25 protein-coding genes are annotated in these 25,724 nt (G+C 66.2%); 15 read left to right on the forward strand and 10 right to left on the reverse strand.

The genetic code is table 11. The features are described 5' to 3' along the window. Positions 1-5: 5 nt before the first annotated feature. Positions 6-1,193, reverse strand: a complete 1,188-nt coding sequence (locus EN786_RS03770) for a Xaa-Pro peptidase family protein (protein WP_127310740.1) — start codon at positions 1,191-1,193, stop codon at positions 6-8. 383 nt (positions 1,194-1,576) lie between these two features. On the opposite strand from EN786_RS03770, the gene EN786_RS03775 reads away from it, so the two are divergent. The 6 genes from EN786_RS03775 (at position 1,577) to EN786_RS03805 (ending at position 7,545) form a co-directional block, all read left to right on the forward strand. Further along, positions 1,577-3,187 carry an ABC transporter substrate-binding protein gene (locus tag EN786_RS03775; RefSeq protein ID WP_127393015.1) on the forward strand — a complete coding sequence of 537 codons (1,611 nt, stop codon included), beginning with the start codon at positions 1,577-1,579 and terminating at the stop codon, positions 3,185-3,187. A gap of 261 nt (positions 3,188-3,448) precedes the next feature. Beyond that, entirely contained in the window at positions 3,449-4,435 is a 987-nt protein-coding gene (locus EN786_RS03785; protein WP_135907978.1) for an ABC transporter permease, read from the forward strand. Next, positions 4,432-5,262: an ABC transporter permease gene (locus EN786_RS03790; protein WP_127312004.1), complete on the forward strand. Its 831-nt coding sequence runs from the start codon at positions 4,432-4,434 to the stop codon at positions 5,260-5,262. Before EN786_RS03785 ends, EN786_RS03790 begins: the two co-directional genes overlap by 4 nt. Beyond that, complete coding sequence (locus EN786_RS03795; RefSeq protein ID WP_187331320.1) at positions 5,259-6,266, forward strand: ABC transporter ATP-binding protein; 1,008 nt, start codon at positions 5,259-5,261, stop codon at positions 6,264-6,266. Before EN786_RS03790 ends, EN786_RS03795 begins: the two co-directional genes overlap by 4 nt. Beyond that, positions 6,263-7,042 (forward strand): ATP-binding cassette domain-containing protein, encoded by a 780-nt coding sequence (locus tag EN786_RS03800; RefSeq protein ID WP_127312005.1) that lies wholly within the window; start codon positions 6,263-6,265, stop codon positions 7,040-7,042. The genes EN786_RS03795 and EN786_RS03800 overlap by 4 nt, the downstream gene beginning before the upstream one ends. Further along, positions 7,039-7,545 carry an L-2-amino-thiazoline-4-carboxylic acid hydrolase gene (locus EN786_RS03805; protein WP_127393018.1) on the forward strand — a complete coding sequence of 169 codons (507 nt, stop codon included), beginning with the start codon at positions 7,039-7,041 and terminating at the stop codon, positions 7,543-7,545. Before EN786_RS03800 ends, EN786_RS03805 begins: the two co-directional genes overlap by 4 nt. A gap of 24 nt (positions 7,546-7,569) precedes the next feature. Here EN786_RS03805 and EN786_RS03810 read toward each other — a convergent pair whose 3' ends face one another. From EN786_RS03810 to EN786_RS03825, 4 genes are read right to left on the reverse strand one after another with little or no spacing between them, the layout of a single operon-like run. Continuing rightward, a complete protein-coding gene (locus EN786_RS03810; RefSeq protein ID WP_127311874.1) occupies positions 7,570-8,871 on the reverse strand; it encodes an FAD-binding oxidoreductase in 1,302 nt (433 codons plus the stop codon). A gap of 2 nt (positions 8,872-8,873) precedes the next feature. Further along, positions 8,874-10,259 carry a glutamine synthetase family protein gene (locus EN786_RS03815; RefSeq protein WP_127311873.1) on the reverse strand — a complete coding sequence of 462 codons (1,386 nt, stop codon included), beginning with the start codon at positions 10,257-10,259 and terminating at the stop codon, positions 8,874-8,876. 4 nt (positions 10,260-10,263) lie between these two features. After that, on the reverse strand, positions 10,264-11,547 hold the full coding sequence (locus EN786_RS03820; protein WP_128274198.1) for a glycosyltransferase: 1,284 nt from the start codon (positions 11,545-11,547) through the stop codon (positions 10,264-10,266). 12 nt (positions 11,548-11,559) lie between these two features. After that, positions 11,560-12,498, reverse strand: coding sequence for a GntR family transcriptional regulator (locus tag EN786_RS03825; RefSeq protein ID WP_135907981.1), 939 nt, complete (start codon positions 12,496-12,498; stop codon positions 11,560-11,562). 228 nt (positions 12,499-12,726) lie between these two features. Here EN786_RS03825 and EN786_RS03830 point away from each other — a divergent pair, with 228 nt between their 5' ends. The 9 genes from EN786_RS03830 (at position 12,727) to EN786_RS03875 (ending at position 20,807) form a co-directional block, all read left to right on the forward strand. Next, positions 12,727-13,788, forward strand: coding sequence for a spermidine/putrescine ABC transporter substrate-binding protein (locus EN786_RS03830; protein WP_127285925.1), 1,062 nt, complete (start codon positions 12,727-12,729; stop codon positions 13,786-13,788). Positions 13,789-13,889: 101 nt separating this feature from the next. Continuing rightward, the gene (locus EN786_RS03835; RefSeq protein ID WP_127312151.1) at positions 13,890-14,732 is read left to right on the forward strand and encodes an ABC transporter permease; all 843 of its coding nucleotides are present in this window, start codon (positions 13,890-13,892) and stop codon (positions 14,730-14,732) included. Between the two features lie 183 nt (positions 14,733-14,915). After that, the gene (locus tag EN786_RS03845) at positions 14,916-15,707 is read left to right on the forward strand and encodes an ABC transporter permease (protein ID WP_127394250.1); all 792 of its coding nucleotides are present in this window, start codon (positions 14,916-14,918) and stop codon (positions 15,705-15,707) included. Continuing rightward, positions 15,704-16,777 (forward strand): ABC transporter ATP-binding protein, encoded by a 1,074-nt coding sequence (locus EN786_RS03850; protein WP_127312111.1) that lies wholly within the window; start codon positions 15,704-15,706, stop codon positions 16,775-16,777. The genes EN786_RS03845 and EN786_RS03850 overlap by 4 nt, the downstream gene beginning before the upstream one ends. A 14-nt stretch (positions 16,778-16,791) precedes the next feature. Beyond that, positions 16,792-18,066: a glycosyltransferase gene (locus EN786_RS03855; RefSeq protein ID WP_128275805.1), complete on the forward strand. Its 1,275-nt coding sequence runs from the start codon at positions 16,792-16,794 to the stop codon at positions 18,064-18,066. After that, complete coding sequence (locus EN786_RS03860; protein ID WP_127312210.1) at positions 18,063-18,413, forward strand: cupin domain-containing protein; 351 nt, start codon at positions 18,063-18,065, stop codon at positions 18,411-18,413. Before EN786_RS03855 ends, EN786_RS03860 begins: the two co-directional genes overlap by 4 nt. 14 nt (positions 18,414-18,427) lie before the next feature. Further along, positions 18,428-18,769, forward strand: a complete 342-nt coding sequence (locus EN786_RS03865) for a cupin domain-containing protein (protein WP_127312211.1) — start codon at positions 18,428-18,430, stop codon at positions 18,767-18,769. A gap of 28 nt (positions 18,770-18,797) precedes the next feature. After that, positions 18,798-19,142 (forward strand): cupin domain-containing protein, encoded by a 345-nt coding sequence (locus EN786_RS03870; RefSeq protein ID WP_127285932.1) that lies wholly within the window; start codon positions 18,798-18,800, stop codon positions 19,140-19,142. Positions 19,143-19,298: 156 nt separating this feature from the next. Then, entirely contained in the window at positions 19,299-20,807 is a 1,509-nt protein-coding gene (locus EN786_RS03875) for an aldehyde dehydrogenase family protein (RefSeq protein WP_128275806.1), read from the forward strand. 24 nt (positions 20,808-20,831) lie between these two features. Here the strand turns inward: EN786_RS03875 and EN786_RS03880 are convergent, their stop codons facing one another. From EN786_RS03880 to EN786_RS03900, 5 genes are all read right to left on the reverse strand, one after another. Further along, on the reverse strand, positions 20,832-21,593 hold the full coding sequence (locus EN786_RS03880) for a glucose 1-dehydrogenase (RefSeq protein ID WP_127310465.1): 762 nt from the start codon (positions 21,591-21,593) through the stop codon (positions 20,832-20,834). A 10-nt stretch (positions 21,594-21,603) separates the two neighbouring features. Continuing rightward, positions 21,604-22,410, reverse strand: a complete 807-nt coding sequence (locus tag EN786_RS03885) for an ABC transporter permease (protein WP_127310464.1) — start codon at positions 22,408-22,410, stop codon at positions 21,604-21,606. Then, positions 22,410-23,273 carry an ABC transporter permease gene (locus tag EN786_RS03890; RefSeq protein WP_127310467.1) on the reverse strand — a complete coding sequence of 288 codons (864 nt, stop codon included), beginning with the start codon at positions 23,271-23,273 and terminating at the stop codon, positions 22,410-22,412. The genes EN786_RS03885 and EN786_RS03890 overlap by 1 nt, the downstream gene beginning before the upstream one ends. Before the next feature lie 77 nt (positions 23,274-23,350). Continuing rightward, positions 23,351-24,514 (reverse strand): spermidine/putrescine ABC transporter substrate-binding protein, encoded by a 1,164-nt coding sequence (locus EN786_RS03895; protein ID WP_135907983.1) that lies wholly within the window; start codon positions 24,512-24,514, stop codon positions 23,351-23,353. After that, positions 24,495-25,631, reverse strand: a complete 1,137-nt coding sequence (locus tag EN786_RS03900) for an ABC transporter ATP-binding protein (protein ID WP_127310462.1) — start codon at positions 25,629-25,631, stop codon at positions 24,495-24,497. Before EN786_RS03900 ends, EN786_RS03895 begins: the two co-directional genes overlap by 20 nt. Positions 25,632-25,724: the final 93 nt, after the last annotated feature.

Genomic DNA, 25,724 nt, shown 5'->3' on the forward strand with positions numbered 1-25,724 from the left:
CGGCCTTATGAAATCCCGCCCCTGTTCCACCCCCGCGCCCGGTCGCCGAACATAACATAGCCGGTGTCCGTCACCGCGACCGTATCCTCCAGCTTGATGAAGCCGCGCGCAGGGTGGAGCATCGTCGTCTCGACCGACAGCACCATGTTCTGTTCCAGCGGCTTCCCGGCGTAGGTGCCTTCATAGGTGACCGGATGGTTGGTCATAAGGAATGGCGCCTCATGCGTGATCAGCCCCATGCCGTGGGCGAAGAAATCCGTGTAAGGCGCTACCTTAGAGGCTTTCAGCACGCCCTCGGCATGGGCGATCATATCGCCGCCGAGCGTGCCCGCCCTGACCTTCGAAAACGCCGCCTGCTGGACGGCTTCGACCTCGGCCAGCAGATCCTCCAGCTCGGCGTCCGGCTCGCCGAGGATGCCCATGCGGCAGAGATCGCCGATATAGCCGTGATAGTTGCCGCCGGAATCGATCGACAGCACCTCGCCCTGCTTCCACGCTTGCGGCGAGGCCGCGCGGTTGTGGCTGGAGCCCAGCGTGAGCAGGCAATATTCGAAATGCGCGCCGCGATTGGTCTCTTCGCGCCGCAGCTGCTCGATGATCTCGGTCTTGGTCGTCCCTTCGCGCGCCCACTGGATGGTCGCCAGCATGGAATCGGTGATCAGCTCCGAGGCGACGCGCAGCTTTTCGAGCTCGGCGTCTGTCTTGATGGCGCGCATGCGCTCCAGCATGCCGGTCGCATCGATGAGCTTCGCGTCCGGCAGCGCCTTGCGGGTCAGCGTGTAGGCATCCGACGGCAGGAAGGCCGGCTCGATGCCAATGCGGGCACCGCCCTTGCCGATCTTCTGCACATGCTCGACGGCAAGATTGGCGGCGTCCAGCGTGCCCCAGCAGGCAGCGTGCAGGGTCGGTGTCCAGAACGGGTTGTTCTGGTGCTCGGCGCCCTCCATGCGGTTGCCGATATAGGCGGCACGATCCGGTCCGCCCTTCTCGTAGACGACGATCGGCAGATAGCGGCTGTGGCCGATCGCATCCATGGCGGCGAAGAAGATGAACTTGTAGCCGCCGAGCAGATATTGCGTGTTGTGCTTGGAAGTGGCGAGCAGCACGTCGATGCCCGCTTCCTCCATCAGCCCGTCCAACCTGGCTTGGTCGAATGGAATGGCGACCGCATTCTTGCCCGGGGCGATGTTCATTTTTTCTCTCCCTGAATGTGCCCGCCGATCGGGCCGGCTCGCCGGCTGGTCTTGTGGCTGATCGTCTGGCTGTCGGCCAAATCTGCACCAGCTCACCACTCTGGTCCAGCCAGAAAATAGGAGCCCCTGGCCTGCAGAGACTTCTCAAAGCCAAATCTCGCAGCCAATCGCCATATCTGGTCCTACCAGTCTGGTTGATTGGGCCGCTTCCTGGCTACTGGTCCAGCGGACGAAAATTTCAAAGCCACGCCACCATGCGCCAATTCCGTCTCTGGCGAAACCCTCGGCAAGGGCCATAATCGCCGCCGCAAGGACGTTCGCGGACCCGCTGGCGTCGAGGGGAATTGGCGCCCGCCGGGTGGCGCGGAGGACGGAGGTCGATCATGTCAGCTTTCACCATTTCCAGGCGCACCGTGCTTGCCGGCTCGGCGGCGCTGCTCGCCTCCACCGCCATGCCGGTGATCGGTCGCGCGCAGACGCCGAAGAGGGGTGGCCGTCTGGTCGTTGCCGCCGATTCCGAGCCGCGCAACCTCAACCCGGCGATCGTCGCCTCCAACGGCGTATTCTTCATCTCCAGCAAGGTCGTGGAGACGCTGGCCGAGGCTTCCTTCGACGGCAAGGACGGGCTCCAGCCACGCCTGGCGCTGTCCTGGGAAGGTGCTGCCGACGGCCTCTCGGTGACGTTCAAGCTGCGCGACGGCGTCAAGTGGCATGACGGCAAGCCGTTCAGCTCCGCCGACGTCGCCTTCTCGGCGCTGCAGCTGTGGAAGCCGCTGCAGAATCTCGGCCGCACCGTGTTCAAGGATCTCAGCACGGTCGAAACGCCGGACGAGCTGACCGCCGTGTTCAAATTCGCCAAGCCGACGCCGTTCCAGCTGATCCGCAATGCGCTGCCGGCGCTGTCGAGCGTCGTGCCGAAGCATGTCTATGAGAACGGCAAGATCGAGGAGAACCCGGCCAACAACGCGCCCGTCGGCACCGGCCCGTACAGATTCGCCGAATACAAGGCCGGCCAGTACTACCGGCTGGCGAAGAACGCCGACTACTGGGGCAAGGACGAGCCCTATCTCGACGAGATCGTCTACCAGGTGCTCCCCGATCGCACCTCGGCGGCCGCGGCGCTCGAGGCGGAAGAGATCCAGCTTGCCGCTTTCTCCGCCGTGCCGCTCGCCGATCTCGACCGCATCTCCAAGGTGCCGGGCCTGAAGGTGATCACCAAGGGCTATGAGGGGCTGACCTACCAGCTCGTGGTCGAGATCAATCATCGGCGCAAGGAACTCGCCGACCTCAAGGTGCGCCAGGCGATCGCCCATGCCATCGACAAGGACTTCGTCGTCAAGACGATCTTCCTCGGCTATGCCGCCACCGCGACCGGCCCGGTGCCGAAGAACGACCCGCAGTTCTACACCGCCGACGTGCCGACCTATGCCTTCGATGTCGCCAAGGCCAATGCTCTTCTCGATGAGGCCGGCTACAAGAAAGGCCCCGACGGCAATCGCTTCTCGCTGAAGCTCCTGCCGGCGCCCTATTTCAACGAGACCAAGCAGTTCGGCGACTATTTGCGCCAGGCGCTCGCCGCCGTCGGCATCGACGCCGAACTGGTCAACAACGACTCTCCCGCGCATATCAAGGCCGTCTACACAGACCATGCCTTCGACCTCGCCGTCGGCCCGCCGGTGTTCCGCGGCGACCCGGCGATCTCGACCACCATCCTGGTGCAGAGCGGCATCCCGGACGGCGTGCCCTTCTCCAACCAGGGCGGCTACAAGAACGCGGAGCTCGACGCGCTCATCGCCAAGGCATCGGAGACGCTCGACACCACCGCCCGCACCGAGCTCTACAAGGAATTTCAGAAAAAGGTCGCCGCCGACCTGCCGCTGATCAACGTCGCCGAATGGAGCTTCATCAGCGTCGCGCGCGATACGGTCGGCAACATCGCCAACAACCCGCGCTGGGCGGTATCGAACTGGGCGGACACCTATTTGGCGGGCTGATCCCATACTTGCGCATCGACAGCTCGGGTGCTCAGCTTCGAGAATGAGAGCTCCTTCGCGCCCCCCTCTGTCCTGCCGGACATCTCCCCCACAAGGGGGGAGATTGGCGGCTTTGGCGCCTCGCACTTTCCTGCAGCGTTGCAGGTTGGCGAAAGCCGCGGTGCCAGCTGATCTCCCCCCAAGTGGGGGAGATGTCCGGCAGGACAGAGGGGGGCGCCGTAGAACTCGGCGTTCATGGCTTGGCCTTGGAGCGGCTTCGCCATGACCCGCGCCCTCGCCCTCATCCGCCGCCGTCTCGTCGGCAGCGTCTTTGTGCTTTCGATCGTCATCATCGGCACATTCCTCCTGCTCGAAGCTGCCCCTGGCGACGCGGTCGACGCCTACATCGTCTCGACCGGCGGCGACGCCGGCCTGATCGAGGTGCTGCGCCACCGCTGGGGCCTCGACCAGTCGGAACTGACGCGGCTCGCCAACTATCTTTGGGCGCTCTGCCATCTCGATCTCGGCCAGTCCGTCACCTTCTCGCGACCTATCCGCGACGTCATCCTCGAACGCCTGCCCACCACGCTGATCCTGATGGGCAGCGCCACCGCGCTCTCCTTCGGCCTCGGCTCGGCGCTCGGCATCTATGCCGGTGCAAAGCCCGGAAGCTTTCGCGACCGCTTCCTGTCGATCGGCTCGCTGGCACTCTATGCCGTGCCTGGCTTCTGGCTCGGCCTGGTGCTGATCGTCGTCTTCGCCGTCGACCTGCGCTGGCTGCCGATCGGCGGCATCGAGACCATCGCCTCCGCCAAGACCGGCCTTTCGCGGGCCGCCGACATCGCCACCCATCTCGTGCTGCCGGTTTCGGCGCTCGGCTTCATCTACCTCGCGCTTTACCTGCGCATGATGCGTGCCGGCATGGCCGAGGCCTGGCGGCAGGACTTTGTCCTCGCCGCCCGCGCCAGGGGGCTGTCGCGCCGACGCATCGTGCTTGCCCATGTCGCCCGCAACGCGTTGCTGCCGCTCATCACCATGCTCGGCCTGCAGTCGGCGCAGACGCTGGGCGGCAGCGTCGTCATAGAAAGCGTCTTTGCCGTACCCGGCCTCGGCCGTTTGGCGCAGGAAGCCGTCGCCGGACGCGACACGCCGCTGCTGCTCGGCATCATTCTCACCAGCGCCGTGCTCGTCATCGTGATCAACCTCCTGGTCGACCTTGCCTACGCCCTGCTCGATCCGCGCGTCGGCGCCAGTGAGGCCGGCGCATGAGCCGGCTGCATCGTTTCCTTCGCAGCCCGGAAGCGATCGCCGGAACTGCGATCCTCGCCTTGCTATTCGCCATGGCGCTTACCGCGCCGCTGCTCTTTCCCGGCGACCCGCAGGCCATCGCAGGCCCGGCATTGCTGCCGCCATTCCAAGACTGGTCGCTGCCGCTCGGTACCGACCGGCTCGGCCGCGACGTGCTGGCCGAACTGTTCCACGGTGCCCGCACCTCGCTGGCCGTCGGGCTGTCGGCGGCGGGCGCAGCACTCCTGATCGGCGCGGTGGTCGGCACGCTGGCCGGTTTTGCCGGCGGCCTGATCGACGAGGTGCTGATGCGCATCACCGATGCCTTCCAGACCGTGCCCGGCTTCCTGCTGGCGCTGGCCTTCGTCAGCATCGTCGGCCCTTCGCTTGGCGTGGTCGTTGCCGCCATCGCGCTCGGTGCCTGGACCGGACCGGCGCGCGTCGCACGCGCCGAGGTGCTGTCGATCCGCGAGCGCGACTATGTCGCCGGCGCCCGCGTCATCGGCATGCATCCGCTCGAGATCGCCTTTCGCGAAGTGCTGCCCAACGCGCTGCCGCCGGTGCTGGCGCTGTCCTCGGTGATCGTCGCGGCGGCGATCCTGACGGAAGCCGCCCTGTCCTTTCTCGGCCTGGGCGACCCCAACCGCGTCACCTGGGGCGCCATGATCGCCGAAGGCCGCGCCGTCTTGCGCACCGCGCCCTTCCTGTCGATCATTCCCGGCATCGCCCTGGTGCTGACCGTGCTCGGCGTCTACCTCGCCGGCGAAGGCGTCGTCGAGACGACGGCGGTGCGGAGAAGCCTGTCGTGACGGCGCTGCTTTCGATCCGCGATTTGACGGTGAGCTATCGCGGCGATGGCCGCGAGGTGCCGGCGCTGAGGGGCGTGAGCCTTGAGATCGAGGCCGGTGAGCGCCTGGCGATCATCGGCGAGAGCGGCTCGGGCAAGAGCACCCTGGCGCTGGCGATTGCGGGGTTGTTGGCGAGGGGTGCCAGGATTGGAGGTGCGATCGAATGGGCGATGCCGAATTTGCAAATGCCTCATTCCTTCGCGCCCCCCTCTGTCCTGCCGGACATCTCCCCCACAAGGGGGGAGATCAGCAGTTCCGTCGCCGGCACTTCTTTTTCAACGTCGATGATCGGCGAAAGCGGTAATGAGAAGGCAATCTCCCCCCTTGTGGGGGAGATGTCCGGCAGGACAGAGGGGGGCGCCGTAGAGCGCCGACCTCTTCATCTTGGCAGCGCAGTACCCCGCCTCGGCCGCGACATCGGCTTCGTCTTCCAGGACCCCTCCTCCAGCCTCGACCCGGTCATGCCCGTCGGCAAGCAGATCGCTGAAGTCGCCCTGACCCATCTCGGCCTCTCCTGGCCGCAAGCCTACGCCCATGCCAAAACCCTGCTCGAACGCGTCCGTCTGCCCGATCCCGACGCCTCCATGCGCGCCTATCCGCATCAACTCTCGGGTGGCCAGAAGCAGCGCGTCGCCATCGCCGCCGCCATCGCTGCCGGACCAAAACTGCTAATCGCCGACGAGGCGACCAGCGCGCTCGACACCATCGTGCAGGCCGAGATCGTGTCGCTCATCCGGCGGCTGGTCGCCGAGGACGGCATGACGCTGCTGTTCATCAGTCATGACATCGCGCTCGCCGCCGAGCTTGCCGAGCGCATCGCCGTGTTCCGCTATGGCGAACTGCTCGAGCTCGGCACGACGGCGCAGATCGTCAACGCCCCGCGCCACGCCTACACGCGCGCGCTGCTCGACGCTCATCTCGGCCTCGACGCCGGACCGCTGCGGCAGGCCGGAGCGCCGGCATGAGCCTGCTCGCCGTCTCCGGTCTCACCAAGCGCTATCGTCGCGGCGGCGGAACCGTCGCCGCCGTCGATGGCGTTGCGTTTGCGATCGAGCCCGGCGAGACGCTGGCGCTTGCCGGCCCGTCCGGCAGCGGCAAGTCGACCATCGCGCGGCTGGTACTCAGGCTGACCGAGCCGGACGCCGGCACCATCCAGTTCGAGGGCGCAGACTTCCGCTCGCTGGGCGGATCTGCCCTGCGTGCGAGGCGCGCGCGCCTGCAGATGGTGTTCCAGGATCCGCTCGCCGCCTTCAATCCGCGCGCCACCGTGGCGCGTGTCTTGGACGACCCCTTGCGCATTCACGGCATTGCCTCGCGCACAGAGCGCCCGCGCCGCATCGCCGCCCTGCTGGAGCGCGTTGGCCTTGGCGCCGATCTCGCGCCGCGCGCCATCCACGAGATCTCCGGCGGCCAGCGCCAGCGCGTCGCCATTGCCCGCGCCATCGCCACCAAACCGTCGCTGATCGTGCTCGATGAGGCCGTGTCGGCGCTCGACGTATCGGTGCGCGGCCGGATCCTGGACTTGTTGCTCGACCTTCAGGCCACGGAACGGATCGCCTACCTTTTCATTTCGCACGATCTCGGCGTCGTCCGCGCCGTCGCCCACCGCCTCGTCATCCTCGATGCCGGCCGGGTCGCCGAAAGCGGCGATGCCCGTGCCGTCATCGGCAATCCGCAATCGGCGATCGGCAGGGCGCTGGTGGCGGCGGCGCCGAGATTGAACAGGACCACCGCACCATGACCGACCCCGACGTCAGAGCCGAAAAACTGTCCCGCGAGCTCGATTCCGCTTTCCGCAACCGGGCCGATCTCTACCGTCTCTTCCTCGACGAACTGACGGCCGAACTCGGCGCCGAGAGAGCCGAGGCTGTCATGATCCGCACCATCGAGCAGCGCGGCAAGGAAGTCGCAGCCGCGGCTTTCGCCGATTTCGGCCCCAACGATGCGCCGGCGATCGGCGAGGCGTTTCTGGCCGTCAGCCCGGATGGCGGCCGCATGTACCCGACCGATGTCGAGCGCAACGCGACCCACATCGCCTTCAAGGTGAAGCGCTGTCCGCTGAAGGACGCCTGGGTCGAGGCCGGCGTCGGCGAGGAGAAGCTCGCCACGCTCTGCCGCATCGCCGGCGCCTTCGACCGCGGCCTGTTCGAGGCGACCGGCGTGCGCTTCGCCAACGTCACTTGGACGCCAGGCCACGGCTCCGGCTGCTGCCACATCGCGCTGACCAACAGGGATGCCGGTTAGCCAGCTTGCCGTCGTCCCGCGCGCTCAGTGCTTGATGCGGTCGCGCATCGCATACCAAAGCATGCCGAGCACATAGAGCGGACCGCGCAGCGCCGTGCCGCCGGGGAACGGCAGCGGGCTAAGCGTCGAGAACAGGTCGAGCCGCGAGGCGTCTCCCGTGATCGCCTCGGCCAGCAGCTTGCCCGACAGCGTCGACAGGATGACGCCCTTGCCGGAATAGCCATGCGCGAAATAGACCTCGCCATAGTGCCCGACATGCGGCAGGCGCGACGTCGTCACCGACACCAGCCCGCCCCAGGCATGGTCGATGCGGCAGCCCTTCAGTTGCGGGAAGGTCTGTTCCATATGCGGCCGCACGAAGCCGGCAATGTCGGCCGGCGGCGACGGCGTGTAGCGCTCGCCGCCGCCGAACAGCAGCCGCCCATCCGCCGACATCCGGTAGTAGTTGACCACGAAGCGCGTGTCGGACACCGCGACGTTGGCCGGGATCACATTGCGCTTGCCCTCCAGCGGCTCGGTGGCGACGATGTAGTTGCCGACCGGCATGATGCGGCTGTTGACGCGCGGCTCCAGTCCTTGCAGCAGCGCGTCGCCCGCCAGTACGACATGCTTCGCCCGCACCGATCCTGTCGCCGTCGAGACCCTGATCGAAGGCTCCCGCTCCAGCCGCACGGCGACCGAATTCTCGTGGATGGTGACACCGGCTGCGATGGCTGCGCGGGCAAGCCCAAGCGTGTAGTTCAGCGGATGCATGTGGCCGCCGAGCGGCTCGTACATGGCGCCGTGATAGGGCGTGTCGACTTTGCCGCGCGCTTCCGCCGCCGACAGGATCTCGACGTCGCGGAAATTCATCACGCGGGCCAGGCACTCGGCCTCGTCTTCCAGGTCCTTGAGGTCGGAACTGTTCACCGCGCCGACCAGATGGCCGCTGAGCCTGAGGTCGCAGTCGATGGCGTGGCGCTCGATGATGTCGAGCACCAGCCCGCGCGCCTCGAAGGCGAGGTCGAACAGCGCCTTCGCCCGTTCCGGTCCGAAGGCCTTGACCAGGCCCTTGGCGCCCTTGCGCAAGCCGGGGATCATCTGGCCGCCATTGCGGCCCGATGCGCCCCAGCCGATCTTGCCGCCTTCGAGCAGCACCACTTTCAGCCCGCGTTCGGCGGCGTGGAGCGCCGCCGACAGCCCGGTGCAGCCGCCGCCGACGACCACAAGGTCGGCCTCGACATCGCCGATGAGCGCCGGATGATCCGGCGCCGGAATGGCGGTGGCGACATAGTAGGATTTGCCGATATCGAGACCGGAATTGAAACCCGTCGAACTGGAAACCATGGTCACACCTTGAGCAAAAGGTGGTCGCGTTCCCAGGACGTCACGACGCTCTGGAACAGGTCGAGCTCGACGCTCTTGACGCGCAGATAGGTCTGGAAGAAATCCTCGCCGAGCAGCGCCCGCACCGGCGCGCAGGCGGTGAAACGGTCGAGCGCCTCCTCCATGGTCTTCGGCAGCGTGCTCTTGATCTTGTAGGCATTGCCCGACGCTTCCGCCGAGCGCGCGATCTTCTCCTCCACGCCGAGATAGCCCGCGAGCAGCGAGCCGGCGATCGCCAGATAGGGATTGGCATCGGCCCCCGGCAGCCGGTTCTCCACCCGCCGCGCGGCGCGGCCGCCCGCCGGCACGCGCAGGCCGCAGGAGCGGTTGTCGTGCGACCATTCGATATTGGCCGGCGCGCTGTGGTTCGGACGAATGCGCCGGTACGAATTCACGTTCGGCGCAAACAGCGGCATGATTTCCGGAACATATCTCTGCAAGCCGCCGATGAAGTGGCCGAACATCGCGGTGTCGGCATCGTCGCCGCCGGCAAACAGCGTGTTGCCAGCCTCGTCGACAATGGACATGTGCAGATGCATCGAGGAGCCGGCCTGCGCCGCGATCGGCTTGGCCATGAAGGTGGCGTGCATGCCGCTCGCCTGAGCCGCCTGCCTGGTCAGGCGCTTGAACAACAGCACCTTGTCGGCCAGCGCCAGCGCATCGCCATGCAGGAAGTTGATTTCCAGTTGCGCCGTGCCCGACTCATGGATCAGCGTATCGAGCGGCAGCTCCGCGGCCGCCGCATGCGCGTAGATGCGCTGGATCACCGGCTCGAACTCCTCCAGCGCCGCCATGTCGTAGGGATGCTGCACGCTTTCGGCGCGGCCGTTGCGCCCGGCCGGGGCGGTCAGCGGCTGGTCCGGATCGGGATTTGGCGCGGTGAGATAGAATTCGAGCTCCGGCGCCACCACCGCCCGCCAGCCGCGCTGGCGATAGAGATCGAGCACCGCCCGCAGGACGTGACGCGGCGAGGCCATCCACGGGCGGTCGTCCATGTGGAAGGCATCGGCAAAGACATAGGCCTTGCCAGGCCCGCCGCCGGGCGCCAGGCAAAGTGTCGAGACATCCGGCACCATGCGCATGTCCGGGTCCGAATAGGCGAAGCCTTCGTCGATCGAGCCGGAATAGCGGCCGTCAATGCTGACCAGGAAGGCGCTGCTCGGCAGATAGAGCGCGCGGTCTTCCAGCGCCTTCAGGAATTTCGCCGCCGGCAGCGCCTTGCCGCGCAGCACGCCGTTCATGTCGGGCACCAGGCATTCGACTTCGCTGATCGCGTGCGCGGCCAGCCAGCTTTTCGGATCGTTGGCGCCGCTCGTCGGCGGCAGGGTCGTCAGGTGGTTTTCAGGCATTTGGTCATGTCCGTATCAAAGAGAGGATCGCTTCGGCGGCCACATCCGTTCCGGGCTTCAGCGCCATCTGCGCTGCATTGTCCTTCAGGCGGGCGCGCATCGCATCGTCGGCCAGCAGGCCGAGGATCGCTCGCTCCAGTACTCCTTCGGTCCAGCCATCGCGGCCGATATGGTTGCCGACGCCGGTCTCCTCGGCGCGCCGCGCATTGTCGTGTCCGTCCCAGCAATAGGGCATGATCAGCGACGGCACGCCGAAGCGAAGCGCCTCGCAGAAACTATTGTTGCCGCCGTGATGGATGAAGAGGTCCGATTTCGCCACCACCGAGGGCTGTGGGAACCAGGCGCCGAGATAGACATTGTCGGGCACCGCGCGATAGGCATCGCGCAGGCCGCCGACATTGACGATGAAGCGTGCCGGCAGCCGGTCGAAGACGGCAAGCATGCGCTGGATCAGCCCGACATCCATGGCGCCCAGGCTGCCGAAGCTGAGATAGACCAGCGGCCCGCCGTTGCGCGGAAAGACCGGCACCTCGAACGGCCCCTCGGAGCGGACGCAGCCCTCGAGATAGGTGAAGCGCGCGGGGTCGAGCGGCTCGGCGCGTTCGCGGCGCACGATGGCCGGCGTCAGCAGCAGGTTGAGATCGGGCGATGCCTCCAGGAACAGGCCCCTCGGCAGCGGCGCGAGGCCTGAATCGGCGCGCAGCCGGTTGAACCGTTCATGCGCCGGGGCGACCGCCGCGAGATAGCGCGCCTCGAAGGCGGCGCGCCCGGGGTCGTCGGCCGCAAGGCCGGAAAGATAGGGCGGCACCTCGGCGTCGGGCAATTCCGTCTCGGCGCAGGAGACGACGCGCACCCACGGGCAGCTTGCGCCGGCGATCGCCGGAAACATGATGACATTGTCGAGCACGACGGCGTCGGGCTTCAGCCGCGCCAGCAATTGCCTGAGCGGCGCCTCGGCCTGGGCCGCCGTGTCGACGATCGCCTGCCATGTCGGCGCGACATAGGTTTCGAGCTGGTCGACCGGGCTCAGCCGGAAATGCGGCAGGTGTCGGCGCACGAAAGCCTGCCAGTAGCTCTGCCGCTCGCTGTCGCTCAGCGGGTCGTTGGTCGGCAGCTGGTATTCCTGAAAGCCGTAATCGGCAAAGACGCCGGAGAAGCCGGCATGGCAGATGAAGACCGGCCGGGCGCCCCTGGCTCGCAAGGCCTGCGCGATGCCGACGCAATTGAGCGCCGCGCCGAAGCTCGCTTCGGGAAACAGCGCTATGGTCGGGCTGGCTTTGCGCGTCACGATGGTCCTCGGTCAATCCGGCCGGCTGATCATGCCGAACAGCGCCGGCGCGCCGCGGCTCGCCGCCCGTGGCCGCTGGCTGCGCGACAGCCTGAGATGCACACGCAACAGATCGGCGGCAACCTCATACTGCCAGCTTTCCAGATGGTCGAGTATGGTGAGGTGCTCGCGCAGCGACTGCTTGAGCCGGAACACGTTGACGCCCGCATAGATGCCGGGCAGCCGGCGTAACCGGAGATGATCGGACAGCGCGTCGGTGATGAACCGGTTGGCCGAGCCGTCGGCGATCATGCCGTGGAACTCGATGTCCAGCCGTTGGAATTCCCTGGTGTCGAAGGCCGCATCGGGCTGCGCCATCAGCGCCTCCATGCCCTGCCGAAGCGCCGCCGCCCGCGCGCCGTCGAGGCTGAAGCCCGGCGTCAATATGGCGGGGGGTTCCAGCAGCAGCCGGAAGTCGTAGCTCTCGCCCTGCGCCTCGGGATCGTCGGGCGCCCGGCGAAACAGCCAGGACTGGCCCGGCGCGCGGTCGACGAGATTCTCTTCAGTCAGTCTCTGAAGCGCTTTTAGTACCGTCTTGCGTTCCGCATCGTAGCGCCGCATCAGCCCGCTGACGGTTACCGTCTGGTCCAGCCGCCGCGCCGAGCGGTCGCGCAGGATCGCCTCGGCCAGTTCGTCTTCCTCCGCATTCGGCAATTCGGTGGCGACAGCCCTTTGCGCCGCGAGGTCGATGGCGAGGCGGTAGCCTGTGGCTGCTTCCCAGCGCACCACGCCCTGTTCGGTGAGCAGGCGCAGCGCCGCCCGCACCGGAGTCCGCGAAACGCTGCAGAGCGAGGCGATCTGTTGCTCGGGAAGGTGGGCGCCGGGCGCGAAGCCGCGCTGCCTGGCAACGTCCAGGATGCGCTGCGCGAGATCGAGATGGTTGGTGCGAGGTCGCCTGGCTGCCGCTTGCATGACTTGTTCTCGTGGATCGGTGCGACCCCGGTTTGGCCGATCGTCCCCGCCGAGGCAATCGGCCAGATTCCGGAGCCGCCTGCCAAATTATGGATTGACGTACTTTTTTCTGCAATAGTACTGTCACTGCAATCGGCAACAAAAGACCGGGGAACAGGATCGAGCCGCGGCGGGAACCGCGAATGCCGGTCCGCCAACGAATTTGACCAACCGGAATGGGAGACTGTCATGACCACCGCCCTGCGGCATCGTTCGTTCAGAACGTCTTCAATCGCGCTCGGCTTCGCTCTGGCGCTTTCGGCGCCGGCGGCCGCCGCCGACCTCGTCATCTCCAACTGGGACGGCTACATGGCGCCCGACGCCATGGCCGCCTTCAAGAGCGCGACCGGTGTTGCCGGCGAGGTCGTGGTCCACGCCACCAATGAGGAGATCATGGGCAAGCTCGTTGCCTCCGGCGGCAAGGGCTATGACGTGGTCTTCGTCTCCTCGCCCTTCGCCGAGGTGCTGAACAAGCTCGGCCTGACCGAGCCGATCGACCATGCCCAGGTCCCCAACCTCGCCAATCTCTATCCAGAAGCGACCAAGCTGCCGCACGATGTCGGCAACGCCTTCTCGGTGCCCTACACCTGGGGCACGACCGGCCTCTGCTATCGTTCGGACCTGGTCAAGGCCGCGCCGACCAGCTGGAGCGACCTGCTGGCGCCTTCCGACGACCTCAAGGGCAAGACCACCATGCTGGCGACCGACCGCTGGCTGCTCGCCGCCGGCCAGCTCGACAAGGGTTTCTCCGTCAACGAGACCGATCCGGCCAAGATGGCCGAGGTCAAGGACCTGCTGATCTCGGCCAAGAAGACCCTGCTCGCCTATGACGACACCACCTTCTATTCGAAGCTGGTGTCCGGCGAGGCGCTGCTGGTGCAGGCCTGGGACGGCTGGTGCAACTACGGCATCGCCGAGAAACCCGAGATCAAATACGTCATCCCGAAGGAAGGCTCGGACCTCTGGGTCGACACGATGGTGGTGATGAAGGCTTCCGAGCACAAGGACGCCGCCTTCAAGTTCATCAACTTCATGCTCGACGCCAAGAACCACGCATGGGCGGCCCAGAACATCGACTACAAGGTGCCGAACAAGCCGGCGATGGAGAGCCTGCCGGCCGACTTCCTGGCCAAATTCCCCAACATGGCGATGCCGGTGGCCGACCTCGTCAAGTTCGAGCAGTTGCGCGACGTCGGTGACGCCCAGCGCGACTATTCCAAGATCGTCAGCGAGATCAAGGCCGCGCAGTAGGCGCTTGCAGCCCAGAGACAATGGCCGATGGCGGGCTGTCGCCGTCGGCCGCTGAGCGGTATCGAAAATTGTCCCAGACCAGACTTCGCTCCAACCTGCTGATGGCGCCGGCTTTGGCCTGGCTGACCGCGCTCATGGTGGTGCCATGCGCGCTGGTGCTGGCGCTCGCCTTCTTCCGGCGCGGCATCTATGGCGGCATCGAATACACTTTCACGCTGGAGAATTTCAGCCAGGTCCTCGACCCGCTCTATGCCGGCATCTTCCTCAATTCGGCGCGCATCGCCGGCACCGCAACGCTGATCGCGGTCATCATCGGCTACGCCGCTGCCTATGCGATATCAGCAGCGCCCCGCCGGCTGCAGCCGGTCTTCCTGTTCTTCGCCGTGCTGCCGTTCTGGTCGAACTATCTGATCCGCACCTATGCCTGGATCGTGCTGCTCAACCGCGAAGGCCTCGTCACCCAGTTGCTGCGCTGGATCGGCTACACCGGCGAGCCGCCGTCGATGCTCTACACCGAGGGCGCCGTCATCGCCGGCCTGGTCTACAACTACCTGCCCTTCGTCATCCTCGCCTGCTACGCGCCGCTGTCGCGCCTCAACCCGGAGCTGGCGGAGGCCTCGCGCGACCTCGGCGCTTCGGCGCTGACCACCTTTCGCCGCGTCATCCTGCCCCTGACGGTGCCGGGCATCGCCGCCGGCGCGGTCTTCGTCTTCGTGCTGTCGATCGGCAATTTCGTCACCCCCGCTCTGCTCGGCGGCGGCCGCTTCCAGATGATCGGCAACCTGGTCTACGACCAGTTCCTGACCGCAAATGACTGGCCGTTCGGCGCCGCTCTCGCAATGGCGCTGATCGCCATCATGCTCGCGGTGCTGATGGCGCAGGCTTTGCTTGCCGACCGCGCCGCCGGCCGAACCAGGGAAGCCGAGGGAGGCGCCGATGGCTGAGCGCTGCCTTGCTTCTGTCTCCCCGTTCACGGGGAGAAGGTGCCCCGAAGGGGCGGATGAGGGGCGGCGCCAGCCTTTGCGACGCTCAGCGCTGCCCCTCATCGGCCTGCCGGCATCTTCTCCTCGTAAACGGGGGGAAGGAGGCTGTCCGGCCACTCGCCTCCTGACCGTCGGAGGGCAGCCATGACGTCATCGCCTGCCCGCCTTCTCGGCCTGCGGACGATCCTCGTCCTCGTCTTCGCCTTCCTCTACATCCCGATCGCCGTCCTGGTGGCGCTCTCCTTCAATGCGGGCGGACTGCCGACGGCATGGTCCGGGTTTTCGCTGAAATGGTACGCCTCGCTCGCCGGCAATACGGCGATCCTGCAGGCAGCGCTGAACACCCTGATCGTGGCGCTGGTTTCGACCGCCATCGCCACGCTGCTCGGCACGCTGCTGGCGATCGGCATCGAGATGCGCCGGCAGTACGGCAAGGGTCTCGAGGCACTGATCTTCGCGCCGATGATCATCCCCGACATCGTGCTCGCCATCGCGCTGCTGTCGTTCTTCTCCATGCTTGATGTCACCATGGGCCTGCACACCATCATTCTCGCCCATGTCGTCTTCAACCTCGCCTTCGTCTGCTCGGTGGTACGCGCGCGGCTGAAGAGCTTCGACTGGTCGATCGTCGAGGCCTCCGCCGATCTCGGAGCCTCCGCGCTCACCACCTTCCGGCGGGTGACGCTGCCGGTGATCCTGCCGGCGGTGGTCGCCGGCGCGCTGCTCGCCTTCACGCTCTCGGTCGACGAGTTCATCATCGCCTTCTTCACCGCCGGGGCCGGGCGCGCCTCGACCACGCTGCCAATGCAGATCTATTCGATGATCCGCTTCGGCATCACGCCGGAGATCAACGCCCTGGCGACCATCGTCATGGCGGTCTCGATCACCGCGCTCACCCTTTCGCAGCGGCTCAATCGTGGGGTCATCGGCCAATGAGCGAACCGCGCACGCTGCTCCGGATCGATCGCGTGTCGAAGAATTTCGGCCGCGTGAGGGCCGTCGACGGCATTTCGCTCGACATCCGCGAGAATGAGTTCTTCGCCCTGCTCGGTCCCTCCGGCTGCGGCAAGACCACGCTGCTGCGCATGCTGGCCGGCTTCGAGACGCCGAGCGACGGCCAGATCCTGCTCGACGGCCGCGACATCGCCCGCACGCCGCCCAACAAGCGGCCGGTCAACCTGATGTTCCAGTCCTATGCGCTGTTTCCGCACATGAGCGTCAGGGCCAACGTCTCCTACGGCCTCGAAATGGAGCGCCTGCCGGCGGCCGAGATCCGCAGCCGCGTCGACGCCATCCTGGCGACGACCGAGCTCGTGCCTTTCGCCGACCGCAAGCCGGAGCAATTGTCTGGCGGCCAGAAGCAGCGCGTCGCGCTCGCCCGCGCTCTGGTCAAGCGGCCGCGCCTGCTGTTGCTCGACGAGCCGCTCGGCGCGCTCGACAAGAAACTGCGCGGCGCCATGCAGCTCGAATTGAAGCGCCTGCAGCACGAGGTTGGCATCACCTTTGTCATCGTCACCCACGACCAGGAGGAATCGCTGGTCATGGCCGACCGCATGGCGGTGCTGAAGGATGGCAGGCTGCTGCAATGCGACACGCCGCACGCGATCTACGAGCATCCTTCCGACCGCTTCGTCGCCGACTTCATCGGCGTGATGAATTTTGTTCCCGGTCGTGTTGACGGCAACGGCGTCCAGGCGACGAATGGCACGAAGATCACCGGCAAGGTTCCGGCGACACTTTCGTCGGGCGCCTCGGCTGTCGCGGCTGTGCGGCCCGAACGCATCCGGCTGTTTCCGTCGCCCGACACCGCCAACCGCGTTGCCGGCACGGTCGAGGCGCTCGCCTATCAGGGCCTCGACCTGCAGGTGCATGTCCGCACCGCTCTTTCGCAAAAGCCGTTCCTGGTGCGCGTCACCGCCGATGCCGCCGACCGCCGGCCGGTTGCCGCCGGCGACCGGATCGAGCTCGGCTGGGACGCCGCCGATGTCAGAATTTTCGCAGATTGATGGAGATTGAAACCATGGCGCAGAAGACCATCGCGTTTTTCCCGGAAGCGGCCTTTGGACCGGCGCTCAATTCCGTCGGCATCGCCCAGGCGGTCGAGGCGCGCGGCCACAGGGCGGTGTTCCTGTCCGATCCGGGCTTTGTCGACGTCTACAAGGGCTACGGCTTCGAGGCGCATCCGGTGAACCTCTCCGAGCCGATGCCGCCGGAGCAGATGGCCAAATTCTGGGAGGACTTCATCAACGGCCACATCCCGAACTTCCGCAAATCGCCCTACGACCAGGTCGACAACTACGTGAAGGATTGCTGGACGGCGATCGTCGACAGCGCCAAATGGGCGCAGAAGGATCTGCCCGGCGTGCTCGCCGCCATCAAGCCCGACGTCATCTCGGTCGACAACGTCATCCTGTTTCCGGCGATCAAGCAGTATGGCAAGCCGTGGGTGCGGGTCATCTCCTGCTCGGAGAACGAGATCGAGGACGAGGACATCCCGCCGCATCTTTCCGGTTGCGCCGAGGACGACCACGCCGGCCACAAGCGCTACCGCGACCATTTCAACGCGGTGATCAAGCCGATCCATGACGACTTCAACGCCTTCCTCGCCGCCAATGGCGAGGCGCCCTACCCGATCGGCCAGTTCTTTGAGGCCTCGCCCTATCTCAACCTGCTGCTCTATCCGCAAGCGGCGAAGTTCAAACGCCGGCACCCGCTCGACCCGGCGAAATTCCAGTATCTCGAGGGCTGCGTGCGGCAAGAAAAGCCCTACGCAATACCGACCTTCGCCAGGAACAATGACGGGCCGCTGCTCTACGTCTCGTTCGGCAGCCTGGGGGCCGGCGACGTCGACCTTCTGAAGCGCATCATCGCTGCGCTCGGCAAGACGCGCTACCGGGCGCTGGTCAATGTCGGCGGCTACAAAGACCAGTACACCGACGTGCCCGGCAACGTCATCGTCGACGGCTGGTTCCCGCAACCTTCGGTGATCCCGCAGGTCGACGCGGTGATCCACCATGGCGGCAACAACTCCTTCACCGAGTGCCTCTATTTCGGCAAGCCGGCGATCATCATGCCCTATGTCTGGGACGGTCACGACAATGCCACCCGCGTCGGCGAGATCGGCTGCGGTTTCGGCATCCCGCGCTACGACTGGAGCGATGCCGAGCTGATCGCGAAGATCGAGGCCTGCCTCACCGATCCGGCGATCAAGGCCAAGCTCGCCAAGGCATCGGCGCAGATGCAGTCGCAGAACGGCCCCGAGAAGGCTGCCGGGCTGCTGGAGCAGTTGCTGTGACCTCCTCCGCCCCGCACCTTTATCAGGCCTCGACCCGCGCCGATCTCGTCGACTGGGGCGCGCAGCCTGACGCGCTGGAAGGCGCTTCGCACTCGACCGGCAGGCTGGTGCACAAGGGTCCGAACAACCAGCCGGAATCCGGCATCTGGGTGTGCACGCCGGGACGCTGGCGGCTCAAGATCCCGCGCGACGAGCTCTGCCACTTCGTTTCAGGTCGCGCCACCTACAAATCCGACGACAGCGAGGTGATAGAGGTGACAGCCGGGACGGTGGTGCTGTTCCCGGCCGGCTGGAGCGGCGAATGCACCGTGCATGAGACCATGCGCAACGTCTACATGCTGGCCTGAGCGAGGAACTTGACATGCCGACACCGCACTGGCCGAAGGCCTCGACCGTGGAACTGGACGACTGGGGCGCCGGCGCCAACCCGATCGCCGGGTCGCCGCGTGCGTCGGGCAAGGTCCTGTTCCAGCGTGCGGACGGATCGAGCGAATGCGGGCTGTGGTCCTGCACGCCCGGCACGCGCCACATCACCTTCGCCGTCGACGAGTTCTGTCATTTCCTGTCCGGGCGCGGCAGCTACATCCACGAGAATGGCGAGGCGATCCCGGTCGCGGCCGGGACACTGGTCTTCTTCCCAGCCGGCTGGACCGGCACTTCCGAAATCACCGAAACGCTGACCAAGGCCTTCATGTGCCGGTAAGCAGCCAACGAAATCCAGGATAAGATCGATGACCACGCCGACCATGCAATCGCCGCTCACTATTGTCGACCTCGTCGACTGGGGCGTCATCCCGACGATGATCGAGGGCCAGTCCCACACCTCCGGCAAGCTGCTCTACAAGGGGCCGGAAGGCCGCTCGGAATGCGGCCTATGGGTCTGCACGCCGGGCAAATGGCACTGCCACGTCACCCGCGACGAGTTCTGCCACTTCCTCGAGGGACGCTGCACCTATGTGCATGAATCCGGCGAGGTGATCGAGATCGAGCCTGACACGGCGGCGTTCTTCCCGCAGGACTGGAAAGGCGTCTGCACCGTCCATGAAACTATCAAGAAGGTCTACATGATCCGCTGAGCCTTCTTGATAATTCCACCCTGCCGGACACCTGACGCGACTTTCTGCGCTTCCGGTGCTCACGGACCTGAATGTCCGCTGCGCCCCGGTGCTCGAAAGCCGCGCCATCTGCCTCGGCAGGGCGAATTCTCAAAAGGGCTCCGCCAGGAGGATACGATGCAGTTCTCGCCCGACCGTCCGGTATACTTCGTCAACCCGGACTACCGGCCGACCACCGGTGCGCAAAAACCGGTGATCGATCCGGCAACGCTGGAGACGGTCGGTGCCATCGCTTCGGCCAGCGACGGCGAGATCGATGTCGCACTGACCGCCGCGACAAGGGCGCAGGCGGCGTGGAAAAGACTCGACGCCAAGAGCCGCGCCAAACATTTGCACGCGGTGGCCAATGCCATCGAGGCGGCGGACTTTACCCGCTGCGCCGAGCTGATGGTGCGCGAGATGGGCAAGCCCTATCCGGAAGCGATCGGCGAGATCGCCAATTGCGCGCCGATCTTTCGCTATTATGCCGAGATGGCGCGCGACGAGGCCGGCAAGGTCGCCGGCACGACGCAGGCGGGTTCCTTCCAGTATGCGCGCTACGAGCCCTACGGCGTCTCCGTCCACATCATGCCCTACAACTTCCCGATCCTGCTGATGTGCTGGACGGTGGCGGCCTCGCTCGCCGCCGGCAATGCCTGCGTGATCAAACCGGCCGAGGCGACGACGCTGTCGACGCTCGACTACATGACGGTGTTCCGTTCGCTGCCAGAAGGCCTCGTCTCCTGCCTGCCCGGCGGAGCCGCCACCGCGCAGGCGCTGATCGCCTCCGACCGCACCCATGCGGTCGCCTTCACCGGCTCGGTTGCCGCCGGCAAGGCCGTCGCGGTGGCGTGCGCCGAGCGCATGAAGCCTTGCGTCATCGAGGCCGGCGGCAGCGATCCGCTGATCATCTCGCAGCACGCTCCGCTCGACGTCGCGGCGGCCGGCTCCGTCACCGCCGCCTTCCACCTGACCGGCCAGGTCTGCACCTCGGCCGAGCGCTTCTTCGTCGTCGATGCCGTGCACGACCGCTTCGTCGATCTGTTCGCCGCAAAGACCCGCGCGCTGAGGATCGGTAACGGCCTGGACAGGACCGAGATCGGCCCGCTGGTCAGCGAAGCCGCACGCGCCAAGGTCATGCGCCTGGTCGACGACGCGGTTCGCAACGGCGCCAGGGCGGTAACCGGCGGACGCATCCCCCCGGCGCACAACACCGGCTGGTTCTACGAGCCGACGATCCTCACCGGCGTCACCCCGGAGATGGCCATCGTGCGCGAGGAATGTTTCGGGCCGGTCGCCGCGATCTGCCGCGTGAAGGATTTCGACGAGGCGATCAGGCTTGCCAATGACAGCCCCTTCGGTCTCGGCGCCTCGGTGTTCACCACCGATCTCGCCGAAGCGCACGAGGCGGCCGAACGGCTCGAGGCCGGCATGGTCTGGGTCAACAATCCGCTGATCGACAACGACGCGCTGCCCTTCGGCGGCTGGAAGGCTTCCGGCCTCGGCCGCGAGCTCGGCCGCCAGGGGCTCGACGCCTTCCGCCGCTCGAAGATGGTGATCATCGACCACAAACCCGAGATCCAGGGCTGGTGGTACCCTTACCCGGACAGCTGGTTTCGCGACACCGGCGGCCGCAAGCACGTGTAAGGCGAGCCGGGGGGACGCCCTCGCTCAGCCGACGCTTTCGCCGCCGTCGACCACCAGCGCCTGCCCGGTCATGAAGGACGAGCGGTCGGAGACGAGGAACAGGATCGCTTCGGCGATCTCGTCGGCGCTTGCCCAGCGCCCCATCGGGATCTTGGTCCGGACATAGTTTTCGATCGCTTCGCGCCCGCCCATCTGGGCGATGAACGGCTCGTTGAACGGCGTGTCGACCCAGCCCGGACAAAGCGCGTTGATGCGGACATTGTGGCGGGCGTAGTCGAGCGACATCTGCCTTGTCATCGCCACGACGGCATGTTTCGACGTCGCATAGGCGATCATCTCGCGGTCGTAGAAGACCCCTGAATTCGAGGCGGTGTTGAGGATGACGCCGCCGCCCTGCGCGATCATCGTCGGCATGACCGTCTTGGCCGCGAGGAACTGCGCCCGCACATTGATGCGCCACGAGGCATCCATGCCGTCGACGCCGACTTCGATGAGCGAGCCGCCGACCTGGATGCCGGCATGGCTGTGCAGGATGTCGATCCGGCCATGCCTGCCGAGCGTGCCGGAGATGAGCGCCTCGACCGCGGCATCGTCGCCGACATCGGTCGCGACCGCTTCGGCCCGGCCGCCGGCTTGGCGGATGTCGGAGGCGACGGCCTCGCCGGCGGCCCGATCGCGGTCGGCGATCACCACTGTCGCCCCTTCCCTGCCCATGATCGTGGCGCCGGCGCGCCCGATGCCGGACCCGGCTCCGGTCACGACGGCGATGCGGTCTTTCAGGATCATGATCGGTCTTTCACTGTTTTCTTCGGCGCAGCTGCCACTGGGCAAGCACCACGAGCAGGACCGATGCGACGAGCACGATGGTCGCGACGGCGTTGATTTCCGGCGTCACGCCGCGGCGTATCGAGGCGAAGACATAGATCGGCAGCGTCGTCTGCGCGCCGGCGACGAAGAAGGCGATGATGAAGTCGTCGAACGAGAAGGTGAAGGCGAGCAGGAAGCCGGCGATCACCGCAGGCATGATCTGCGGCAGCACGATCGAGCGGAACGTCGTCAGCGGCGTGGCGTAGAGATCGCTCGACGCCTCGACCAGGTTGCGGTCGAGACTGCCAAGGCGCGTGCCGACGATCATCGCCACCAGCGCCATCGAGAACAGGCCATGCGCGGCGATGATCGAGCCGTAACCGAGCGCCAGGCGCGGCGGCTGGTCGCCCGGCCACAACTCGGCGAGGAACGGATTGACGACGCCGAACAGCTGCACGAGCGCCACCAGCGTCGAGATGCCGATGACGACGCCGGGAACGACGATCGCGGCGCCCAATAGCCCGTCGAAGACAGCCCGCGTCCGCGCCCCGACGCGCTGCAGGCCGAGCGCGGCGGCGGTGCCCGCGACCGCCGCCAAAAGCGCGCTGGTGGTGGCGATGAACAGGCTGTTCTTCAGCGCCTCGACCAGGAACGGGTTGGACAGCGCCTTGCCGTACCATTGCGTCGAGAAGCCGGTGAACTCGCTGGCATGGTGGCCGGCGTTGAAGGAGAACAGCACCACCAGCGCGATTGGCAGGTAGAGGAAGGCAAAAACGGCAACGACGAAGGCGCGCATCAGATCAGGTCCACCCGGCGCGCGCCCGACAGCCGGGCCGAGATGCGGTTGGCGGCAATCAGCACCACGACCGAAACCAGCACCAGCGTGATGGCGATGGCCGAACCGAACGGCCAGTTGCGCGACTGCAGGAACAGGTCGACCAGCGCGTTGCCGATAAAGAACACCTTGCCGCCGCCGAGCAGAGTCGGGATCAGATATTCGCCGAGCAGGAGGATCATCACCAGCGAGAAGCCGGTCATCACGCCGGGCAGCGACAGCCGGAGCGTGACACCGAGGAAGGTCGACAGCGGCGTCGCGCCGAGATCGGCGGAGGCTTCCAGCAGCCGCCGGTCGAGCCGCTCCAGGCTGACATAGATCGGCAGGATCATCAGCGGCAGATAGCCGTAGACGATGCCGAGCAGCACCGCGCCCGGCGTGTTGATCAGCCGGACGTCCTCGATGCCGACATAGGCGAGCAGGGCCGGAATGCCGCGTCCGCCCAGCACATACATCCAGGCATAGGTGCGCATCAAAAGGCTGGTCCAGAACGGGATGACGACGAGCGCCAGCAGGATCAGCCGCCAGCGCTCCGGCGCGCGCAGCGCCAGATAGTAGGCCACCGGATAGGCGACGAGCAGGCAGGCGAAGGCGCCGACCGGCGCCAGTACCATCGTGTTCCAGAACGCGGTCGCCCGCGCCGGCAGGTTGGCGTATTGCGCAAGCGTGAAAGCTGCCTGGTAGCCTCCCTCGGGCGCCCGCTCGCCGACGCTGAAGATAGCGATGGCGACGAACGGCAGGACCAGGAATACCACCAGCCACAGCGTCGCCGGCGCCAGCAGCAGCGCGGTCATGAGGTTTTTGCGAAGAAGGGTGCCGCGCATCGAAAAAGCCGCTTCGGTGCCGGCGGGCAATTGCCCGCCGGTCGCGTTGCCTGGATCGGGTTTGTGGCCGGTTCCGCTCAAGCCGACTTGAAGCGCGCCATCAGCTCGGCGCGCCCCGGATCGGTGAGCGTCGCGGCGGCGCCGAACTCCAGCGGCTTCAACAGGTCCGCCGCCGGATAGAGGATCGGATTGTCCAGCACCTCCTTCGGCAGCAGCGCGTTGACCCGCGCGTCGGTCGAGGGCGCGCCGTTGGCCAGATGCTCCTTCACCGCCACCTTCGGGTTCATCAGGTAGTTGAGCAGCGCATATCCGGCAGGCTTGTTCGGCGCGTCCTTCGGGATGGCGTAGAAGTCGGTCCAGATCTCGCCGCCTTCCTTGCCCAGAACATAGGCGATTTCGGGAATATCGCGGTTGAGCTGCGCCCCGTCATTGGTCCAGCACATCGTCATCCAGGCATCGCCGGCGCGCATCGACGGCTGATAGTCACTCGACACCGCGAACAGATGCGGCTTGACCTTGAGCAGCAGTTCCTCGGCCTTGGCGAGCTCGTCCTGCTTCAGCGAGTTGAACGAATAGCCGTAATATTTCAGCGCATTGCCGATCGTGGTGAGCTGATAATCATGCACCATGGTGCGGCCGTCGCCTTCCGCCATGGCGGTGTCCCAGAACTCCTTCCAGCTCGTCATCGGCTTGGTCAGCTTCTTGGTGTTGATCGCGATGCCGGTCGTGCCCCAGTTCTTCGGCACGGCGTAGATCGTCCCGTCGATTGTGCCTTCCGAGGTAAAGCGCGGATCCTCCTGCGAACTGTCGAAATTGCCGAGCTTGGCCATGTCGAGCGCTTCGATGATGTCGAGCTTCTTGTAAGTCGAGATCGTGTAGTTGGTCGGCACGAACAGGCTCCAGCCCGAGCCGCCGGCCTGCAGCTTGGCCAGCATCTCCTCGTTCGAGCCGAAGACGTTGACCTCGACGGCAACGCCCGTCTCGGCCTTGAAGCTCTCGAACGTCGCCGGGTCGTGATAGTTCGGCCAGGTGGCGATCGACATGCGGTCGCCGAGGTTTTCGGCGGCGTAGGCCGGCGTCGGCATGATGCCGAGCTCGCGCGCCATCACCGCGGTGGCGACGCCAAGGCCGGTGAGGCCGAGGAATTCGCGCCGGCCGATCGAGCCGCGCTTCAGGCGCATCAGCTGGTCGACGAATTTCTCGGGGCTTATCGGCAGTCCGTCACGATAGGATTTCGACATGGTGGTTTTCCCTCTGGTTGGTCCCGTTGTTCTTGGGTTGCGGAAACGCCAGCGGCGCCCCGGCGGCAAAGCCGATGGCGACGGGTTCGCCCGGCTTGAAGAGGTTGTCGCGGCCGATCTGGTGATCGGCCTTGGCGAGCAGTGATCCGATGCCCTCGACCTCGATCGCATATTCGGCGGTCGAGCCCAGGAAGATGCGGTTACGCACGATGCCCTTCAGGCTGCCGCTTCCGGCCGCGCCGAGGCTGAGCGTCTCGGGCCGCAGCGACACCGACACCGCCTCGCCTCGCTTGAGCGGCGCCCGTTTGCGCGCCGCGATCACCGTGCCATCGGCGAGTGCGACATCGACGAGCTCGCCCGACAGGCCCGCCACCGTGCCGCTCAACAGATTGGTCTTGCCGACGAAATCGGCGACGAACAGGTCGGCCGGCTCGTCGTAGATCTCGTTCGGCTGTCCGAGCTGGACGATGCGCCCGCCATTCATGACGCAGACGAGGTCGCTCATCGACAGCGCTTCCTCCTGGTCGTGCGTGACCAGAACGAAAGTGATGCCGATCTCGCGCTGGAGGTTCTGCAGCTCGATCTGCATGTCGGTGCGCAGCTTCTTGTCGAGCGCGGCCAGCGGCTCGTCGAGCAACAGCACCGCCGGCTTGTTGACCAATGCGCGTGCCAGCGCCACGCGCTGCTGCTGGCCGCCGGAAAGCTCGTGGATCTTGCGGCGGCCATAGCCGGCGAGCCGCACCATGGCGAGCGCCTCGCCCGCCCTCTGGCTGATCTCGCGCGACGACAGCCTGGGCCTCGCCTGGCGCAGTCCGTAGGCGATGTTGTCCTCGACATCGAGATGCGGAAACAGCGCGTATTGCTGGAACACCATGTTGACCGGGCGCCGGTAGGGCGGCGTGCCGGCCATGTCGCGGCCGCGGATCAGCACCTGGCCTTGGCTCGGCTGCTCGAAGCCGCCGATCATGCGCAAGCAAGTCGTCTTGCCGCATCCGGACGGCCCGAGCAAGGCGACAAAGGCCGATGGCGGGACGGCAAGGTCGATGCCGCCGACCGCCGTGACCGCGCCATAGCGCTTGGTGACCGCGCGAAACTCGATATCGGGCACTGCAGTCAAAGGCGGGCTCCAGGGCGAGTTGATTTCGAAACGCTACCAGAGCCAATGCCGGCTAGTATATACCTCGCAGGTGGTATATTTGATCTATTTTAT

Source organism: Mesorhizobium sp. M4B.F.Ca.ET.143.01.1.1 (genome assembly GCF_004792275.1).
Classification (GTDB): Bacteria; Pseudomonadota; Alphaproteobacteria; order Rhizobiales; family Rhizobiaceae; genus Mesorhizobium; species Mesorhizobium abyssinicae.

Excerpts from the sequence above, each read along its gene's own strand:
- EN786_RS03895 (WP_135907983.1), bottom strand. The coding sequence starts at position 24,514 with ATGTCGAAATCCTATCGTGACGGACTGCCGATAAGCCCCGAGAAATTC.
- EN786_RS03850 (WP_127312111.1), top strand. The coding sequence starts at position 15,704 with ATGAGCGAACCGCGCACGCTGCTCCGGATCGATCGCGTGTCGAAGAAT.
- EN786_RS03815 (WP_127311873.1), bottom strand. The coding sequence starts at position 10,259 with ATGCCTGAAAACCACCTGACGACCCTGCCGCCGACGAGCGGCGCCAAC.
- EN786_RS03880 (WP_127310465.1), bottom strand. The coding sequence starts at position 21,593 with ATGATCCTGAAAGACCGCATCGCCGTCGTGACCGGAGCCGGGTCCGGC.
- EN786_RS03770 (WP_127310740.1), bottom strand. The coding sequence starts at position 1,193 with ATGAACATCGCCCCGGGCAAGAATGCGGTCGCCATTCCATTCGACCAA.
- EN786_RS03885 (WP_127310464.1), bottom strand. The coding sequence starts at position 22,410 with ATGCGCGCCTTCGTCGTTGCCGTTTTTGCCTTCCTCTACCTGCCAATC.
- EN786_RS03825 (WP_135907981.1), bottom strand. The coding sequence starts at position 12,498 with ATGCAAGCGGCAGCCAGGCGACCTCGCACCAACCATCTCGATCTCGCG.
- EN786_RS03835 (WP_127312151.1), top strand. The coding sequence starts at position 13,890 with ATGGCGCCGGCTTTGGCCTGGCTGACCGCGCTCATGGTGGTGCCATGC.
- EN786_RS03775 (WP_127393015.1), top strand. The coding sequence starts at position 1,577 with ATGTCAGCTTTCACCATTTCCAGGCGCACCGTGCTTGCCGGCTCGGCG.
- EN786_RS03810 (WP_127311874.1), bottom strand. The coding sequence starts at position 8,871 with ATGGTTTCCAGTTCGACGGGTTTCAATTCCGGTCTCGATATCGGCAAA.
- EN786_RS03875 (WP_128275806.1), top strand. The coding sequence starts at position 19,299 with ATGCAGTTCTCGCCCGACCGTCCGGTATACTTCGTCAACCCGGACTAC.
- EN786_RS03785 (WP_135907978.1), top strand. The coding sequence starts at position 3,449 with ATGACCCGCGCCCTCGCCCTCATCCGCCGCCGTCTCGTCGGCAGCGTC.
- EN786_RS03890 (WP_127310467.1), bottom strand. The coding sequence starts at position 23,273 with ATGCGCGGCACCCTTCTTCGCAAAAACCTCATGACCGCGCTGCTGCTG.
- EN786_RS03870 (WP_127285932.1), top strand. The coding sequence starts at position 18,798 with ATGACCACGCCGACCATGCAATCGCCGCTCACTATTGTCGACCTCGTC.
- EN786_RS03865 (WP_127312211.1), top strand. The coding sequence starts at position 18,428 with ATGCCGACACCGCACTGGCCGAAGGCCTCGACCGTGGAACTGGACGAC.
- EN786_RS03790 (WP_127312004.1), top strand. The coding sequence starts at position 4,432 with ATGAGCCGGCTGCATCGTTTCCTTCGCAGCCCGGAAGCGATCGCCGGA.
- EN786_RS03800 (WP_127312005.1), top strand. The coding sequence starts at position 6,263 with ATGAGCCTGCTCGCCGTCTCCGGTCTCACCAAGCGCTATCGTCGCGGC.
- EN786_RS03805 (WP_127393018.1), top strand. The coding sequence starts at position 7,039 with ATGACCGACCCCGACGTCAGAGCCGAAAAACTGTCCCGCGAGCTCGAT.
- EN786_RS03830 (WP_127285925.1), top strand. The coding sequence starts at position 12,727 with ATGACCACCGCCCTGCGGCATCGTTCGTTCAGAACGTCTTCAATCGCG.
- EN786_RS03845 (WP_127394250.1), top strand. The coding sequence starts at position 14,916 with ATGACGTCATCGCCTGCCCGCCTTCTCGGCCTGCGGACGATCCTCGTC.
- EN786_RS03855 (WP_128275805.1), top strand. The coding sequence starts at position 16,792 with ATGGCGCAGAAGACCATCGCGTTTTTCCCGGAAGCGGCCTTTGGACCG.